Raw genomic sequence first — 16,340 nt, forward strand, 5'->3', positions numbered from 1 at the left:
CCCGTACGCTCAACGGCGTGCCCGGACCTGCCGAGAAGGCCACCGAACAGGACCGGCGTGACCTCATCGTCACGGTCGCGCGCGAGCTGGCCGAGGCGGAGGGCTGGGCGGGGGTGAGCACCCGACGGCTCGCCGAGCGGACCGAGATCGACGTCGGTGACCTCTACCGGCATTTCGCGGATCTGGACGCACTCCTCGCTGCCGTGGCCGTCTGCGCCTTCGCCGACCTGGCCGCCGATCTGGCCGAGGCGCACGCGGAGGCGACCAGCAGCGCCGAGGGGGCCTGGCCGGCGGTCGCCAGCGCGTACCTCGACTTCGCGTACACGAATCCGGAGGTCTATGACGCGATGCTCGCGCTGACCCCCGACCTGGCCCTCGGCGTCGATGGCGTCCCGGACGCGCCGCGCGCGGTGTTCGCCGAACTGCGCGCGGCCCTGACCCCGTTGGCCGAGGGGCGCGACCCGGACACCCTCGCCGAGGTGGGGTGGAGCCTGCTGCACGGCGTGGTGATGCTCACCCGGGGCGGACGGCTCCGACCCGAGGGGCAGGAGGAACGCGAGGTGTTGATCGCCCAGCGGTTGCTCCGGTGGCCGTGACAGGCGGCGTGGTCAGTTGAGGGGCTCGCGGTCGAACGGCCCCTTGTCGACGAACCGGAACGTGCTGTCCAGCGGCGCGTCGCTCAACTCCTTGAGGATCAGGCCGTTGCCGACGGCGTGCAGAAGGAACCGGGTCTCACTGCCGATCGCGTACGTGTCGGGGCCCATGGCGGTGATGCTGAACCGCTGGATCGGGTTGTCCACGTCGCAGACGGCGGCCTCGACGGTCAGCTCGGGCTCGATGTCCAGACCGTTCACCTGCCAGCAGGACGGATCGTCGTTGGCGGGGTGATCGTCCTTCGTGCCGAAAGCCTTGATCACGTACTGGTCGCCGCCGATCGGCGTCGGAACGAACAGGACGCGTCCGCCGGTGTCGCCGCCCTCCTCGAGACGACCGCTGAGTTCCAGTGCGTTCCCTGGTCCCTGCACCCGCGCAATCGTGACCTCGCGCTTGCCGGACAGCAGGGGGTCGGCCGCGAGTCCCGGTGACGGCGTTCCCGCCGGGGCCGCCACTTCGCCCGACGGCGTCGGCGTGCCCGCCTTGGGCGTCGGCGCCTTGTCGGCGTCGCTCCCGCACGCCACAAGCGCGCCGGTGCACGCCAGCAGTGCCGCGCCGGCAACCCACTTCATCGTGATCACGTCGTACTCCTCATGAGCTGTCCCGACCTCTCGGCCGCCGGGAATTCTCCCACCCCCCAGACGAACGCCAGGCCGAGACGGTTCACGGAAAAGTCCGAAAATCAGAGCGGATCTCCCGCCTATCCTGTCCCTTCGACGGGGGCGGCGAAGACATGGGGAGGGGACGGGATGACGGACGGGGCGGCGGCACGGCGGCAGGCGCAGGTGCTGATCTTCGATGCGGACGACACGTTGTGGGAGAACAACGTCGTCTTCGAGCAGGTGATCGACGACTTTCTCGAGTGGCTCGACCATCCCACGATGGACCGCACCGAGATCCGGACGATCCTCGACGACATCGAGCGGGCCAACACGGTGGCGCACGGGTACGGCAGCAAGGTCTTCCTGCGCAGCCTGGCGGAGTGCCTGGAGCGGCTGCGCGAACGGCCGGCCACCGACTCCGAGCGCCAGGAGATCGAGCGCCTGGCGGTCGCCCTCGTCGAGCACCAGGTGGAGCTGATGCCCGGGGTGGCCGACGCGCTCGACGAGCTGGCCGGCCGACACGAGCTTCTGCTGCTCACCAAGGGCGACCAGGCGGATCAGCAGCGCAAGCTGGACGCCTGCGGGCTGCTGCACCACTTCGGGGCCGCGCACATCGTGGCGGAGAAGGACGTCGAGACGTACCGGTGGTTGGTTCGGCAACACCGCTTCGACCCGGCCCGCGCCTGGATGATCGGCAACTCCCTGAAGTCGGACATCCTGCCGGCCCGCGCGGCCGGACTGAACGCGGTCTTCATCCCGAACGAGAACACGTGGGTGCTGGAGCACGACGAACTGGACCCCACCGACTCGGGGGTGCTGCGGCTCGCCGCGTTCCCCGATCTGCTGCGGCACTTCTGAGCGCGCCGAAAGCGAACAGCGTCCGCGATCATGGTCGCGTTACGCCACATTGTCTGATTTTCACCCTGAGATCAGTCACGCCGTCGGTCGTCCGACGCGGCTTGTCCGCCCCGTCCGGGCCGGCCTAACCTGGCCCGGCGCTCACGGTCTTCGGGGTGTCGGCCGGGAGCGCGTCGGCGTTCGGCGGCTGGCACCGTGGAGCTGAGTGCCGGAGCTGTCCGCTCCCATCCGGACGGCCGAGCGTCAGGGCCGGGTAGTTGCGGACCCGGCCCTGACCCGACCACGGATCGATCGATCGCACCGGCGAACGGGGCAGACCGTACGCCGGTTGGACTGTCAGGATGACGGGATGAACCGCAGAGCCCTCCTGTTCGGCGCTGCCGCGGGTCTGGCGGCACCGGCGCTGCTGGCCCCGACGGCACCCGCGCTCGGCGCGACCCGTCCGGCACCGCCCTGGGGCACCACACCGCGGCCCCGCCGCCCCGGATCGAGCACCCCCCGCCGCAACCTGGCCGCCCGGTTGACCACCCTGCCGACGCAGACCCGGCAGGTGCTCGTCGTCGGCGCCGCCAGCTACACGACCACCTACGCCACGCTTGAGGCGTACGTGCGGATCAGGGGCCGCTGGCAGCCGGCCTCGTCGGCGTTGCCCGCCCGCCTCGGCTCCAAGGGATTCAGCGACAACCACGTGGAGGGCGTGCCGACCACCCCCACCGGTGTCTACTCCATCGGCCCCACCATGTACGGCATCGCCGCCAACCCGGGAGTGCGATACCCCTACCACCGGTTGGTCAGCGGCGACTGGTGGAACGAGAATCCGTCGTCTTCGCGCTACAACACCTTCCAGCAGAGCGCGACCAACCCGGGTGGGGCCAGCGAGGCGCTGTGGCAGGAGACCCCCTCGTACACGCACTTCGCGGTGATCACCTACAACATGCCACCGAACGTGGCGACCCCGATCCCCAACGCGGGCAGCGGCATCTTCCTGCACCAGTTCAGGGTCAGCGGCGGCAACGCCACGGCCGGCTGTGTCTCGCTCGCCCACGACCACCTGGTCCGCGTACTCAACTGGCTGGACCCGGCGCTCTCACCGCGCATCGTGCTCAGCCCGTACGCCCAGCTCGACAGGTACTGAGAAACACTGCCGCTCAGGAGGCCCCGCCCCGGACGATCGACACCGCCACCCGGCAGAACTCGTCCATGTCCGGGTTGAACCCGGCCGCGATGTCGGGATGCAACCCGGAGCGGGTCTCCTCCAACAGTCGCTGGCAGACCTGCTCGACCGGCTCGCCACCGTAGTGCGAGCGGACCCGGTCGGTGGCAGCCTGAAGCGCCGAGGTCAGTTGCTCCTCCAGCGGGCCGCGCAGCTTCTGCTGCACAGGGTCGAGCCCGCGTGGGTCGAGCGTGACATGTGGCTCCGACATCGGTGCTCCCTTCGTCGGCGTCCGCGATACCCCACCGCGGTCGTCCGTCAAACCCCGTCCGGCACGGCGGCGACCCGCACCTCGTACGAGAATTCCTCGGCCGGCTTCTCCTGGTACGACAATCGGCGAATCTGTCGGTCGTCGTGGTAGAGCGCGACGTCCACAAGCACACCGAGGTGGGTGAGGCCGATGGATGACACCCGCTTCTTGTCCTGCAACACGGCGCAGACGCCGCCGAGCAGGGTGCTGGCGTCGCCTGTGCGGTGGCCGGGCGGACACCGCAGGACCAGCTCCACCTCGATGGGTCCGGCCAACGGCGTCCAGCCGGTGCGCTGAGCCGCCGCGAGGGCGGCCTGGAGCAGGGTGCGGACCCTCGTCGCCTGCCGGTGCCCGGCCGCGAAGATGGACAACGCTTCGGTCTTGACCGGTGGCAGGCCGCTCACCTCGAACGTCAGGGCGAGAGCGCGGGTGTCCTGCACGACGGCACCTCCTCGTTGGGACGATCCTGCCGAACCGGGGGAGCGGCGGTGGGACGTTCCCGCGATTACCAACCGATCGGGCAGGCAGGGGGCGGCCGGAGGCGTGTCGACGGCGGCGGCGAACGCGCCGGCGGCGGCGCTAGGAAAACGCTAGCCGACGCCGCCCGCCCCCGGTAGTCGGCCAGTCACCCGATGGGGCGGGGCGGAAAGGCGCAGAACTCGTTGCCCTCCGGGTCGGCCAGCACCCACCACCAGTGCGTCGCGTCGAGCGGCTCCCGCACAAGCGTCGCGCCGGCCGCGATCAGCGCCATCGGCTCCGGGTCGACCAGGTCGACGTCCCAGTGCAGCCGGTTCTTGACCGTCTTGGGCTCGGGCACCCCGGCGAAGACCCAGTGGTCCCAGGGGAACCCGGCCACGCCGGCGATGCCCGCGTGGGTCGACTCGTCCTCGACGGTGCCGCCGACCACACCGGCCCACCAGGTCGCCTGCGCGAGCGGGTCGGTCGAGTCGACGACCAGCTCGAACGGTCCCGGCCGGGCGCCCTCGCGAGCCGGGAAGGCGCAGAACTCGTTGCCCTCCGGGTCGACGAGGACCCACCAGGTGGCCTCGCCGGCCGGCTCGCGGACCAGCCGTGCGCCGGCCGCGAGCAGCGCCGCCGGGTCGGCGTCGGCCAACCGCAGATCCAGGTGTACGCGGGTCTTGCCCACCCGCGGTTCGGGAACCTTGTTCACCCAGATCGACTCGGCGTTCGAGCGCGCGGAGCGGGGGTCCACTCGGGTGTCGTCGTCGCCGGCATCGGCCACGTCACCGTCGAGCATCCGTGCCCAGAAGGCACCGAGTGCGAGCGGGTCCGCAGCGTCGAGACAGAGATCCTTGAAGCGTGCGATCACGGTGCCAGCATGCCTGATTCGGGGCGGATGTGTCCGCCGCGTTGCCGCCGGCCCGGGTAGATCTTGGACAGTTTCCGTTCTGCGCGGACGGTAACTGTCCAAGATCTCCAGGAGGTCTGGTTCAGTGTTGCTTGGCGTACGCGACGAAGGTCTTCCAGGCCGTCGGGTCGACGTGCAGGGTGCCGCCGTCGCGGTCCTTGGTGTCGCGCACCAGCACCACGCTCGGCAGGTTGTCGGCGACCTCCACGCAGGAACCGCCGTTGCCGCCGGACCTGGTCGACTTGCGCCACTGTGGGGTCAGCATGTCCATGACTTCGCCACTTCCTTGATCAGCTCGGTTGACTGCCGGCGGGGGAGCGCCTCGTTTCGCACGATCTCCCACGTCTTTGCCAGCTTAGCGACGTCGGTCGGCGCATCGACGAACTGCGCGGTGAGCTGGTTGTCGGCGTGAGCGACCCGCTCACCGTCGGGCATCTCGGCGATGATGAACTGCCCGGCCAACCCCAGATACATCCCCGCGTCCACCGGCACGACGTGCACCTGGATGTGCTCCGCTGTCGCCAACTGCACCAGGTGCTCGCACTGCTCGACCATGAGCCCTGGCTGGTCGAGCACCGGCCGGCGCAGCACCGCCTCGTCCAGGACGGCGATGAGCTGCGGCGGGCGCGGGCGTTGCAGGATCGCCTGCCGCTCCAGTCGGGAGGCGACGATCCGGTCCACGTCCTCGGCGTCGAACCGACCACCAGCCAGTGTGGCCCGCGCGTACCGCTCGGTCTGGAGCAGACCCGGCACGTACGCCAACTCGAACCAGCGCAGCGTGGTCGCCTCCCGCTCGAACTCGATCCACTCGCGCAGCCAGGCCGGCTCGGCGTCGAGCCGGGCCAGCCTCTCCAACATCCGCTGGAAGCGTCCAGCGGTCGGGTGATGGGTGTCGATGGCCCGCATGTACTCCTTGGTGGGCGCCCGTCCGCCGGTCTCCACCGAGCTGACGTGTGAGCCCGAATAGCCGATGCCCCGGCCGAAGTCGTCCTGACTGAGCCCGAGCCCCGTACGGAACAGGCGCAGCTCCTCCAACACGTAGTCGGTGACGTTGCCCATCGAATCCCCAATCCCTGCCCAACCTGCACCGGCGTGTCCTTCGCAGCTGCTCGACCAGGCCGCTGAGCTGCACGGATGGCGCGAGCACGTATCGACCGTAGTCGGGTCCTCGCAAACTGTCACCAGTGGCGGGCTCGCTGGTGGCCGGAATGGCGGCGGCGGGCCCTGCCCCGGGGTCGCTCCCGTCTCCCCCCTTGCGGGAGCGGCCCCCTTCCCCGCCCCGAGGAGGTCACTGTGCTGAGCCCGACAGAGCACCACGACGAAACGCGGTGGCGGTGATGGTGGTCCGGCCGCCCGTCCCGCACGTCGCCATGCGTCCCCTGTGGCGGTGCCGCAACTGTGGCCGGAACTGGCCCTGCCAGCCGGCCAAGCTCGCCCTGCTGTCGGAGTACCGGACCAACAGGGTCGCGCTGCTCATCTACCTCGGCACCCTCATGAACGAGGCGACGGGCCAGCTCACCCAACTCCACCCGGACCACCCGCCGGCTCGGATGACCGAGCGCTTCCTCTCCTGGGCGAGAGCCCGGGGCTGACCGCTTAATACCGCGAGGCGGCCTCCCCGAGTGGGCGAGTGTTTGGGCGGGTGTGCTCGTACCGTCAGGCGGGTTTGACCGTGGTGGCGTCCGGGCGCGAGGTGTCGGAGGCGGGCCGGCGCCCGCGCAGCGACAGGCGACGGGCCACCATCGTGGCACCCGCGATCGCGGCCAGGACCATGGCGATCTCCGTGATCACCACTGTCGGTGCGGTGCTGTAGTCGGTGGCCCAGGCGAAGCCGACGGTGATCGGCGTGACGACGATGCCGGCCGCCGGCACGAGGACACTCATCAGCCGAGCCGTCCGCCGGATCTCGGGGAGGTGGCGGAGCCGGATCCGCACCGCGATGACCGCTCCCGCGGCGACCACCGCGGCCGGTACGCCGTAGGCGACGGCGACGGCGAGCTGGATCGGTACGTCGATCGAGCGGCGGATGTCGAGCAGGTGGACGAACACCGGATAGACAGCCATCAGGATGGCGTAGCCGACCACGGCACCGAGCACCGCGCCGACCAGTGCGGTGTTGACCACCCGGCCGTAGTCTTCGCGCACCCGTCGGACGCCGGCCTCGTCGGCGAGCCGCCGTGCGAAGCCGGCCACGTCTCCGCCGAGCAACTGCGCGGGGTCGCCCCCGTCGGAGGCCGCGGCCCGCAGGTCGAGGCGCAGGTCAGCGGCGAGTGTCGCCCGATCGGCGGTGCCGACCCCGTACCCGCGCCACGCCTGGTCGGCTTCGCCCAGAAGGCGGTCGATGGTGTCCATGGGTCAACTCCTCGTGGGGTGCTGGTCGAGCGGGCTGAGAACGGCGTCGACGGTGTCGGTGAAGCGGTCCCACTGTTTCTGCCAGGCGTCCAGGTGGGTCCGACCGGACCCGGTCAGCGCGTAGACCTTTCGGGGCGGGCCGCTTGGGCTGAACTGCTGCTCGTCGGCGACGAGGCCGAGTCGGCGCATCCGCGTCAGCAGCGGATAGATGGTGCCGTAGCTGATGGCACCGAAGCCGGCCGTCTCCATCCGCCGCACCAGCTCGTAGCCGTGCGCCGGCTCGCGTGCCAGCAGCGCCAGCAGGCACATGTCCAGCGCGCCTCGCAGGAGTTGGGTCTGCCGGTCGTTGTCGTCAGCGGACTGGCTCTCCGGCGCTACCATGCGACACATACTACCTTGCTAGTTGGTCTCGCGATATACCGAAACGAACTTCCGCTGTGACGGCCAGGTTTCACGACTTCGCGGGTGGGGCAGAGTAGCCGCACAGAGCATCCGGGCCGGGCGTTTTCGCAGCTCGTCAGACCTGGACACGACTCGCCGTGCGCCGGGGCACGGATGCCCTCCCCGGTCTTTCGCCGAGGAGAGGGGGAGGGCGATGACGGACCCCGAAACGGCTCGACACCGACGCCGGCCGATTGTGCGGCTGGGCGCGGCGGCGGCCGCGTTGGCGCTTGTCGCACCGCTCGCCGCGTGCGGCGCGGACGACGATGGCGGCCCACCGACGATCAACCTGTACTACCCGCCCGAGCAGAACCTGCAAAAGGTCGTCGACGACTGCAACGCGCAGGCGCAGGGACGGTACGAGATCGCCTACCAGGTGCTGCCCCGGCAGGCCGACGACCAGCGGGTGCAGATGGTGCGCCGGCTGGCCGCCCAGGACAGCGGAATGGACCTGCTCGGGCTGGACGTGACCTGGACCCAGGAATTCGCCAGCGCCGACTGGATCCGCGAGTGGACCGGCCAGGACAAGGCCGAGGTCGAGCAGGGCACCCTCGCCGGGCCGCTGTCCACCGCCCGCTACGAGGACAAGCTGTACGCGGCGCCGAAGAACACGAACGTCCAGTTGCTCTGGTACCGCAAGGACCTGGTGCCGCAGCCGCCGACCACCTGGGACCAGATGATCAGCGCGGCCCAGCAGCTCAAGGACCAGGGAAAGCCGTACCAGGTGCTCACCATGGGCGCCCAGTACGAGGGCCTGGTCGTCCTCTACAACACCCTGGCCGAGAGCGCCGGAGGCAAGATCCTCAACGACGACGGCACCCAGGCCGTGATGGACGACGGCACGGTCCGGGCGCTGGAGCAGCTCAAGAAGTTCGCCACGTCGGGCGTGACCTCGCCGTCGTTCAGCAACGCCACCGAGGACCCGGTCCGGCTGGAGTTCCAGTCCGGCTCGGGCGCGTTCCAGGTGAACTGGCCGTTCGTCTACCCGGCCCTTCAGGAGGCCAACCCGGACCTGGCCAAGCAGGTCGGCTGGGCCCGGATCCCCGGCGTCGACGAGGGCACCCCCAGCAAGGTCACCATCGGCGGGGTCAACCTGGCCGTCAGCTCCTACTCCAAGCACCCGGAGCTGTCCTTCGAGGCGGCCCGGTGCATCCGCAGCGCCGAGCACCAGAAGTTCTCCGCCATCAACGACGGCGTGCCACCCACCATCGAGGCGGTCTTCGACGACCCGGAGATGACCGAGGCGTACCCGATGAAGGACACCATCCTGGAAGAGCTGAAGGAACCGGCGACCCGTCCCCTGACGCCGGCCTACCAGAGCATCTCCACCGTGATGTCGGCGATCCTGTCGCCGCCGTCGGCGATCCGTCCACAGCAGACCGCCGACGAGTTGCGCGGTGCCATCGCCGACGCCCTCCAATCCAAGGGGGTCCTGCCGTGAGCGCGAGGAGTGAGCCGTTCCTGCGAGCCCCGCAGTCGCGAAAGAAGGTGGCACCGTGAGCATCAACGCCACGCCGACCGGCGCGGACGTCGCCGCGGAGGAGACCCGTGCGCCCGCCGCCGTGCCCACCCAACGCGGCGGTGGCCGTAAGCCGCCGTTGAGCGCGAACAAGAAATCCGAGCGCAGGCTGGGCTGGTTGCTCTGCGCCCCCGCCGCCCTGGTCATGATCCTGGTGACCGCGTACCCGATCCTCTACTCGGTCTGGCTGTCGTTGCAGCGCTACGACCTGCGCTTCCCCGACCAGCGTGAGTTCATCGGCCTGGAAAACTACGTCACGGTGCTCACCAACGAGTTCTGGTGGACCGCGTTCGGGGTGACCGCGCTGATCACGGTGGTCACCGTGGCCGTCGAGCTGGTGCTCGGCATGGGTCTGGCGATCATCATGCACCGCACGCTTGTCGGGCGGGGCATCGTCCGCACCTCCGCGCTCATCCCGTACGGGATCGTCACGGTGGTCGCGGCGTTCTCCTGGCGGTACGCCTGGACGCCCGGCACCGGCTACCTGGCCGACGTTTTCAGTGACGGCGCACCCCTCACCGAGCGGGCCAGCTCGCTGGCGATCATCATGCTCGCGGAGATCTGGAAGACCACCCCGTTCATGGCGCTGCTGCTGATGGCCGGGCTGGCGCTGGTGCCGGAGGACCTGCTCAAGGCGGCCTCCACCGACGGTGCCACCGCCTGGCAGAAGTTCACCAAGGTGATGCTGCCGGTGATGAAGCCGGCGATCCTGGTCGCGCTGCTGTTCCGCACCCTGGACGCGTTCCGCGTCTTCGACAACATCTTCGTGTTGACCGCCGGGGGCAACGAGACCTCGTCGGTGTCGATGCTCGCCTACAACAACCTGATCCGGGGCCTGAACCTCGGCATCGGCTCGACGATGTCGGTGCTGATCTTCATCGCCGTGGCGATCATCGCGTTCGTCTTCGTGAAGCTGTTCGGCACCGCTGCCCCCGGCAGCGACGACGGGGAGAGGCGCTGACATGGCCGTCGAAACCACCACCCGAGCGAAGCTGCGCTGGGGTCTGCTGGACGTCGTCGTGGTCGTCTTCGCGCTCGTCCCGGTGCTGTGGATCGCGTCGCTGTCGTTCAAGACGCCGGCCACCCTCACCGACGGGAACTTCATCCCTCGGGAGTGGACGCTCGACAACTACAAGACGATCTTCGACACCGACCAGTTCGTCCGGGCACTCGTCAACTCGATCGGCATCGCCCTGATCGCCACGCTGATCGCGGTGGTGCTCGGCGCGATGGCCGCGTACGCGATCAGTCGGCTGGACTTCCCCGGCAAGAAGGTGCTGGTCGGCGTCTCCCTGCTGATCGCGATGTTCCCGCAGGTGTCGCTGGTGTCACCGCTGTTCGAGATCGAGCGGACGATCGGCATCTTCGACACCTGGCTCGGGCTGATCACGCCGTACATCACCTTCGCGCTGCCGCTGGCGATCTACACGCTGTCGGCGTTCTTCAAGCAGATCCCGTGGGACCTGGAGAAGGCGGCGAAGATGGACGGCGCCACGCAGGCCCAGGCGTTCCGCCGGGTGATCGCCCCGCTGGCCGCGCCCGGGTTGTTCACCACGGCGATCCTGGTGTTCATCTTCTGCTGGAACGACTTCCTGTTCGCCATCTCGCTGACCTCCACCGAGCGGTCCCGAACGGTGCCGGCCGCGCTGTCGTTCTTCACCGGCGCGTCGCAGTTCGAGGACCCCACCGGGGCGATCTGCGCCGCCGCCGTCGTGATCACCGTTCCGATCATCCTGTTCGTCCTCTTCTTCCAGCGCCGCATCGTGTCCGGCCTGACCTCCGGCGCAGTCAAGGGATAGGTGAGTAGTCATGGCTGACATCGTGCTCGACAAGGTGAGCAAGAGTTTCCCGGACGGGACCGTCGCCGTGCAGGACGTCGATCTGGAGATCGCCGACGGCGAGTTCGTGATCCTGGTCGGCCCCTCGGGCTGCGGCAAGTCCACCACCCTCAACATGATCGCCGGCCTGGAGGACATCAGCTCCGGCGAGCTGCGCATCGGCGGCCAGCGGGTCAACGACAAGGCTCCCCGGGACCGGGACATCGCCATGGTCTTCCAGTCGTACGCCCTGTACCCGAACATGACGGTGCGGGAGAACATGGCGTTCCCGCTGCGGCTGGCGAAGCTGGACAAGGAGACCATCAACCAGAAGGTCGACGAGGCGGCCAAGGTGCTGGAGCTGACCACCCTGCTGGACCGCAAACCGGCCAACCTCTCCGGCGGGCAGCGGCAGCGGGTGGCGATGGGCCGGGCGATCGTCCGCCAGCCGAAGGCGTTCCTGATGGACGAGCCGCTGTCCAACCTCGACGCCAAGCTGCGGGTGCAGATGCGCACGGTGGTGTCCCGGTTGCAGAAGCAGCTCGGCACGACCACCGTCTACGTGACGCACGACCAGACCGAGGCGATGACCCTCGGCGACCGCGTGGTGATCATGCGCGGCGGCGCGGTGCAGCAGGTCGGCCCTCCCCAGGAGCTGTACGACCACCCGCGCAACCTCTTCGTGGCCGGCTTCATCGGCTCTCCGTCGATGAACTTCCTGCACGCCGCCGTACAGGACGGCAGCCTGCACACGGCCCTGGGTGACGTGCCGCTCGGCGACCGGGTCCGCCGCGAGCTGGAGGCGGCCGACGCACCTCGGGAGCTGATCCTCGGCATCCGCCCCGAGCACTTCGAGGACGCCGAACTTGTCGACGACGACACCCGCCGCCGGGGCATGGAGTTCGAGGCGCCTGTCGACATCGTCGAGTCGATGGGCTCGGACAAGTACGTCTACTTCACCGTGGAGGGCGAGAAGGCCAGCGCCGCCGAGCTGGAGGAGTTGGCCGCCGACGCGGGTGCCGCCGACTTCGCCGGTGCGGGTGGCAACCTGGTGACCCGGCTGTCCGCGGAGTCACCGGTGGCCGAGGGACAGTCCCGCCGGGTCTGGTTCAACCTGGAGAAGATCCACCTGTTCGACCCGGCGACCGGCCGCAACCTGACCCTCCACGAGGGCCGAGCAGCCGGCGCGCTCGCCGACTGACAAGGTCCTCTGCGTGTAGGCCCGTCCGGCCCGGGGCAGGCCGGACGTGTCGATCATGGAGTTGTGGTGCCGGGTCCGGGAGCTTACGGGCGTTTTGTTACCCACCACAACTCCATGATCGGCGAGGCGAGGCGAGGCGAGGCGAGGCGAGGCTAGGCGGCGCGGCTGGCGGCGGGGGTGGTCCCGCCCGCCCTGCGCCGCGCCGCCGGTCGTGGGAAGGTGTTTGGGTCGCTTTGTGAGGCGGGGGCGGAATGGACCGACGATTGACCGCGCTGGCCAAGGCGCACGGCGTGTCCACCTGGTACGAGGACTGGCGACACCGTCGCGTCGAGGTCGCACCGGAAACCGTCGTGGGCGTGCTCGGACTGCTCGGCGTGGACGCCACCAGCCCGACCGCGGTGGCCGACGCGCTCGCCGCCGCCCGCGCGGTCGACCGGAGCGCGCTGCCGGCGACCGTGGTGCTCACCCACGGCGCGACCCGGGCGCTGCCCGGCCCGGGTGTGGTGACCCTGGAGGACGGCGGCCGGCGTGCCGTCGACAGTGAGCTGCCGGGGGACCTGCCGCTGGGCTGGCACCGGTTGAGCTGCGCCGGCCGGGAGGTGACGCTGGTCGTGGTGCCCCGTCGGCTGCCCGTACCGCCGCGCACCTGGGGTTGGATGCTCCAGCTCTACGCGCTCAGCTCGGAACGCTCCTGGGGCATGGGCGACCTCGGCGACCTCGCCGACTTCACCGGCTGGGCCGGGGCCACCGGCGCCGGGCTGGTGCTGCTCAACCCCCTGCACGCGGTCGGGCCGGCGCACCCGGTCGCCGCATCCCCCTACTCGCCGGCCAGCCGCCGCTTCGTCAACCCGCTCTACCTGCGCGTCAGCGACACCGCCGCGTACACCACGGCGGACCCGGCGACCCGGGCCGTGGTCGACGCCCTGCGCCCCGACCGTGGGGACCTGATCGACTACGACCAGGTGTGGACGGCCAAGCGGCACGCCCTGGAGCTGCTGCACCCGTACGCCCAGCCGGTCGACCTCGACGCGGACCCGGCGCTGGCGAGCTTCGCCACCTGGTGCGCCCTGGCCGAGCGGCACGGCAACGACTGGCGGGCCTGGCCGGCGGAGCTGCACCACCCGGACGCCCCGGCGGTCGCCGAGCAGCGCCGCCAGCTCGCCGACCGGGTGGCCTTCCACGCCTGGCTGCAACACCTGTGCGACGAGCAGCTCGACGCCGTCACGGCGGCGGCTCGCGCCGCCGGGATGCCGGTCGGCGTGGTGCACGACCTGGCCGTCGGCATCGACCCGGGCGGCGCGGACGGCTGGCAGCTCGCCGATGTGCTGGCCCAGGGCGTCCGGGTCGGCGCGCCGCCGGACGACTTCAACCAGCTCGGCCAGGACTGGGGGCTCGCCGCGTGGCGCCCGGACCGGCTCGCCGCGACCGGGTACGCCGCGTACCGGGACATGTTGCGCCGGACCCTGCGACACGCGGGCGGCCTGCGGGTCGACCATGTCGCCGGCCTGTGGCGGCTGTGGTGGGTGCCGCCGGGCGGCGGGGCCGCCGAGGGCACCTACGTGCGCTACGACGCCGAGGCCATGCTCGGCATCCTCGCGCTGGAGGCGCACCGTGCCGGCGCCGTGGTGGTCGGCGAGGATCTGGGTACGGTCCAACCGGCGGTGACCCGTGGTCTGCGCGGGCGCAACATGCTCGGCTCGACGGTGCTGTGGTTCGCCCGCGACGACCAGGGTGACTTCGTCCCACCGGCCCGGTGGCCGCGCAACGCTCTCGCCACGATCTCCACCCACGACCTGCCGACCGCGCCGGGCTTCCTCACCGGCGAGCACGTGCGGGTACGCGACGACTTGAAGCTGCTCGACACCGACGTGGCGGTGGAGCGGGCTCGCGCCGTCGCCGACCGGGAGCGCCTGCTCACGATGCTGCGGACCGAGCGCCTCCTGCCCGACCCGGCCACGGCACCCGACCCGGCCACGGCACCCGACCCGGCCACGGCACCCGACCCGGCCACGGCACCCGATCCGGCGCTGGACCGGCCGGCCCCGACAGCCCACGACGGCGAGGTGGTGGTGGCGATGCACGCCGCGCTCGCGGCAAGCCCGTCCCGGCTGCTCGGCGTCTCCCTCTACGACGTGCTGGGCGAGGTACGCCAGCCCAACCTGCCGGGCACTGTCGACGAATACCCGAACTGGCGGTTGCCGTTGCCCTCCGGCGTGGCGCAGATCCGCGCGGACCCCCGGGTGGCCCGGGTCGTCGACCTGCTCAATGCGGCACGTCCACGATCGGGTGACGCGCGGTCGGCACGCCCACCATCGGGTGACAAGCGGTCGGCGCGCCCGGCCGAGGACTGACGCCCCCCGACCGGACCGGACCAGGCCGGACCAGGCAAAGCCGGCCAGACGGACCGGGGTGAGCAGTGCTCAGGTCGGCCAGTCGAAGCGGGGCGGCAGCCCGAGGTAGTCGGCGTACCGCTGTAGTGCCTGCTCGACGCGTGCCCGCTCGTCGGCCGCCATCGGGGTCAGCGGCTGGACCGTGATGGTGACGGCGGCCCGGCCCACCTTGCGCTTCCACACGCCCACCACCCGGCCGGCGCGGACCACGGTCGCCTGGAAGATGCCGTTGTTGCCCGGCACCACGGCCGCCTGGTGCGCCGGGTCGAGCATCAGCGTGCGATCCCGGTAGCCGAGCAGGTACTCGTCGAAGCCCGGCAGCGCCAGCACGTCATCGGGTGGGGTGCGCGGCGCACCGGCCAGCGCCGCGTCGATGTGCATCGGTGCGCCGTCGATTCGTACCGTGCTCAGCAGGTCGCCGGCCGCGGCCAGGCCGCGCCGGGCGTCGGTCAGGGTGAGGCCGGTCCAGCCGGCGAACTCGCGGTCGGTGACCGGCCCGTGCCCCCGGACGTAGCGGTGGGCGAGCAGGGCCAGCGCCTCGTCCCGCTCCAGCCGACGTTGCTCCGGCGCCCACTCGTCGAGCAGGGCGAAGGTCTGGTCGGTGCCGACGTTCGGTGCCACACAGGTCACTCCGCGCACACTCGCGTACCAGAGCAGGTGGTAGCCGCGTTGTCCGTCGGTGCCCAGGCCGGCCTCGCGTAGGGTCGCCAGGCACTGTGTACGGGTGAGCCGGCCGCCGCCGGTCAACGCGGTGCCGAGGACATCCACCGCCCGATCCGCGTCGGCCTCGGTGAGCCCGAGCTGTGCCCGGCGGGTCGCCGCTCCGGCCAGCGAACGAACGCCGGTCAGCTCCAGCATCCAGCGGGCGTCGGCGGGTGGGACGAGGTGCACGGTGCCCCGCATCGGCCAGGTGCGCAGCGCCTCGCGCCGCTCCAGGGCCGCCTGCACGTCCGCGACGGTCCGGCCAGCCAGCCGCGCGCCCAGTGACCACAGCCCACTGGCCAGGTCCTGTGCCTGCATCGCGCCGAACCACTCGACGACATCGGCGACACCAGCGGGTCGGGTGCTCGGATGCGGGCGCAGCAGCAGGCTTGTCATCCGCAGACCGAGCGCCTCGGATGCGGTGAGCTCCCCGGTCATCGGGCTCCTTCCCCGGAGGTTGCCGCGTCAGGGTAGGCCACCCCACCGACAGCACCACCTCGGGTGGCATAACCGCAGGTCCAGAGGGAAGGCGGCCGACCGGAAGTACGCGAGCCGCGCGTACGAAAGGGGAGTCTCATGACTGCCGCAAGCGAACCGGCACGGGGTGGCGGCGTATCGGCCGGGTCCCGGGCACACCGGGCGTCCACCGACGCCAAGACCAGCGCGGCCGCCACCTTCGCACTGGTCTTCGGGGTGGCCGGCCTGTTCAGTGTGTTGACCGCGATCCTCGCCTGGCTGGGGCTGGTGCTCGGCATCATCGGGATCATCCTCGGCATCGTCGGCCTCAAGATGGCACGCCGACCTGGGGTGACCGGCCGTGGCGTGTCGATCGGTGGTCTGGTGCTCAGCATCCTGGCGGTGCTGATCGGTCTGGGCCTCGCCGCGGGCATCACCACCTTCGTCAACAACGAGAACGCGGTGGACCGCCTGCAGACCCAGGTCGACAAGCTGCGCGACAAGATCGACTGACCG

At 70.6% G+C, this 16,340-nt stretch carries 19 protein-coding genes; 10 read left to right on the top strand and 9 right to left on the bottom strand.

Translation table 11 applies throughout. The features are described from left to right. Window positions 1-17 precede the first annotated feature (17 nt). On the top strand, window positions 18-596 hold the full coding sequence (locus AB0C01_RS24925; protein ID WP_357572234.1) for a TetR/AcrR family transcriptional regulator: 579 nt from the start codon (window positions 18-20) through the stop codon (window positions 594-596). A 12-nt stretch (window positions 597-608) separates the two neighbouring features. On the opposite strand, the gene AB0C01_RS24930 is transcribed toward AB0C01_RS24925, so the two are convergent. Continuing rightward, entirely contained in the window at window positions 609-1,235 is a 627-nt protein-coding gene (locus AB0C01_RS24930; RefSeq protein WP_357248501.1) for a hypothetical protein, read from the bottom strand. A 168-nt stretch (window positions 1,236-1,403) separates the two neighbouring features. Here AB0C01_RS24930 and AB0C01_RS24935 point away from each other — a divergent pair, with 168 nt between their 5' ends. After that, the gene (locus AB0C01_RS24935; protein WP_357572235.1) at window positions 1,404-2,114 is read left to right on the top strand and encodes an HAD family hydrolase; all 711 of its coding nucleotides are present in this window, start codon (window positions 1,404-1,406) and stop codon (window positions 2,112-2,114) included. A 349-nt stretch (window positions 2,115-2,463) separates the two neighbouring features. After that, window positions 2,464-3,249, top strand: a complete 786-nt coding sequence (locus AB0C01_RS24940) for a L,D-transpeptidase family protein (RefSeq protein WP_357572236.1) — start codon at window positions 2,464-2,466, stop codon at window positions 3,247-3,249. 13 nt (window positions 3,250-3,262) lie between these two features. Here the strand turns inward: AB0C01_RS24940 and AB0C01_RS24945 are convergent, their stop codons facing one another. The 5 genes from AB0C01_RS24945 to AB0C01_RS24965 form a co-directional block, all read right to left on the bottom strand. Next, window positions 3,263-3,538, bottom strand: a complete 276-nt coding sequence (locus AB0C01_RS24945) for a hypothetical protein (protein ID WP_357248494.1) — start codon at window positions 3,536-3,538, stop codon at window positions 3,263-3,265. Window positions 3,539-3,585: 47 nt separating this feature from the next. Next, a complete protein-coding gene (locus tag AB0C01_RS24950) occupies window positions 3,586-4,017 on the bottom strand; it encodes a hypothetical protein (RefSeq protein ID WP_357248491.1) in 432 nt (143 codons plus the stop codon). A gap of 185 nt (window positions 4,018-4,202) precedes the next feature. Further along, the gene (locus AB0C01_RS24955; protein WP_357572237.1) at window positions 4,203-4,907 is read right to left on the bottom strand and encodes a VOC family protein; all 705 of its coding nucleotides are present in this window, start codon (window positions 4,905-4,907) and stop codon (window positions 4,203-4,205) included. Between the two features lie 121 nt (window positions 4,908-5,028). Next, the gene (locus tag AB0C01_RS24960; protein WP_210782013.1) at window positions 5,029-5,211 is read right to left on the bottom strand and encodes a DUF397 domain-containing protein; all 183 of its coding nucleotides are present in this window, start codon (window positions 5,209-5,211) and stop codon (window positions 5,029-5,031) included. Further along, window positions 5,205-6,005 carry a helix-turn-helix transcriptional regulator gene (locus AB0C01_RS24965; protein WP_357572238.1) on the bottom strand — a complete coding sequence of 267 codons (801 nt, stop codon included), beginning with the start codon at window positions 6,003-6,005 and terminating at the stop codon, window positions 5,205-5,207. The genes AB0C01_RS24960 and AB0C01_RS24965 overlap by 7 nt, the downstream gene beginning before the upstream one ends. A gap of 278 nt (window positions 6,006-6,283) precedes the next feature. On the opposite strand from AB0C01_RS24965, the gene AB0C01_RS24970 reads away from it, so the two are divergent. Continuing rightward, on the top strand, window positions 6,284-6,538 hold the full coding sequence (locus AB0C01_RS24970) for a flavin reductase (RefSeq protein WP_357572294.1): 255 nt from the start codon (window positions 6,284-6,286) through the stop codon (window positions 6,536-6,538). A 64-nt stretch (window positions 6,539-6,602) separates the two neighbouring features. Here the strand turns inward: AB0C01_RS24970 and AB0C01_RS24975 are convergent, their stop codons facing one another. Further along, a complete protein-coding gene (locus tag AB0C01_RS24975) occupies window positions 6,603-7,298 on the bottom strand; it encodes a hypothetical protein (protein ID WP_357572239.1) in 696 nt (231 codons plus the stop codon). A 3-nt stretch (window positions 7,299-7,301) separates the two neighbouring features. Further along, on the bottom strand, window positions 7,302-7,679 hold the full coding sequence (locus AB0C01_RS24980) for a PadR family transcriptional regulator (RefSeq protein WP_357248480.1): 378 nt from the start codon (window positions 7,677-7,679) through the stop codon (window positions 7,302-7,304). A gap of 214 nt (window positions 7,680-7,893) precedes the next feature. Between AB0C01_RS24980 and AB0C01_RS24985 the strand changes: the two genes are divergently transcribed. The 5 genes from AB0C01_RS24985 (at window position 7,894) to malQ (ending at window position 14,627) form a co-directional block, all read left to right on the top strand. After that, the gene (locus AB0C01_RS24985) at window positions 7,894-9,180 is read left to right on the top strand and encodes an ABC transporter substrate-binding protein (protein WP_357377006.1); all 1,287 of its coding nucleotides are present in this window, start codon (window positions 7,894-7,896) and stop codon (window positions 9,178-9,180) included. Between the two features lie 55 nt (window positions 9,181-9,235). Beyond that, window positions 9,236-10,219 (top strand): sugar ABC transporter permease, encoded by a 984-nt coding sequence (locus tag AB0C01_RS24990; RefSeq protein WP_357248474.1) that lies wholly within the window; start codon window positions 9,236-9,238, stop codon window positions 10,217-10,219. A 1-nt stretch (window position 10,220) separates the two neighbouring features. Next, on the top strand, window positions 10,221-11,057 hold the full coding sequence (locus AB0C01_RS24995; protein ID WP_357248472.1) for a carbohydrate ABC transporter permease: 837 nt from the start codon (window positions 10,221-10,223) through the stop codon (window positions 11,055-11,057). Window positions 11,058-11,067: 10 nt separating this feature from the next. Further along, on the top strand, window positions 11,068-12,276 hold the full coding sequence (gene ugpC, locus AB0C01_RS25000) for a sn-glycerol-3-phosphate ABC transporter ATP-binding protein UgpC (RefSeq protein WP_357248469.1): 1,209 nt from the start codon (window positions 11,068-11,070) through the stop codon (window positions 12,274-12,276). Window positions 12,277-12,527: 251 nt separating this feature from the next. Then, the gene (gene malQ, locus AB0C01_RS25005) at window positions 12,528-14,627 is read left to right on the top strand and encodes a 4-alpha-glucanotransferase (RefSeq protein WP_357572240.1); all 2,100 of its coding nucleotides are present in this window, start codon (window positions 12,528-12,530) and stop codon (window positions 14,625-14,627) included. A 69-nt stretch (window positions 14,628-14,696) separates the two neighbouring features. Here the strand turns inward: malQ and AB0C01_RS25010 are convergent, their stop codons facing one another. Further along, window positions 14,697-15,806 carry a winged helix DNA-binding domain-containing protein gene (locus AB0C01_RS25010; RefSeq protein ID WP_357248464.1) on the bottom strand — a complete coding sequence of 370 codons (1,110 nt, stop codon included), beginning with the start codon at window positions 15,804-15,806 and terminating at the stop codon, window positions 14,697-14,699. Between the two features lie 138 nt (window positions 15,807-15,944). Here AB0C01_RS25010 and AB0C01_RS25015 point away from each other — a divergent pair, with 138 nt between their 5' ends. Continuing rightward, entirely contained in the window at window positions 15,945-16,337 is a 393-nt protein-coding gene (locus AB0C01_RS25015) for a hypothetical protein (protein ID WP_357572241.1), read from the top strand. Window positions 16,338-16,340: the final 3 nt, after the last annotated feature.

This window comes from Micromonospora sp. NPDC048905 (assembly GCF_040649655.1).
Lineage (GTDB): Bacteria > Actinomycetota > Actinomycetes > Mycobacteriales > Micromonosporaceae > Micromonospora.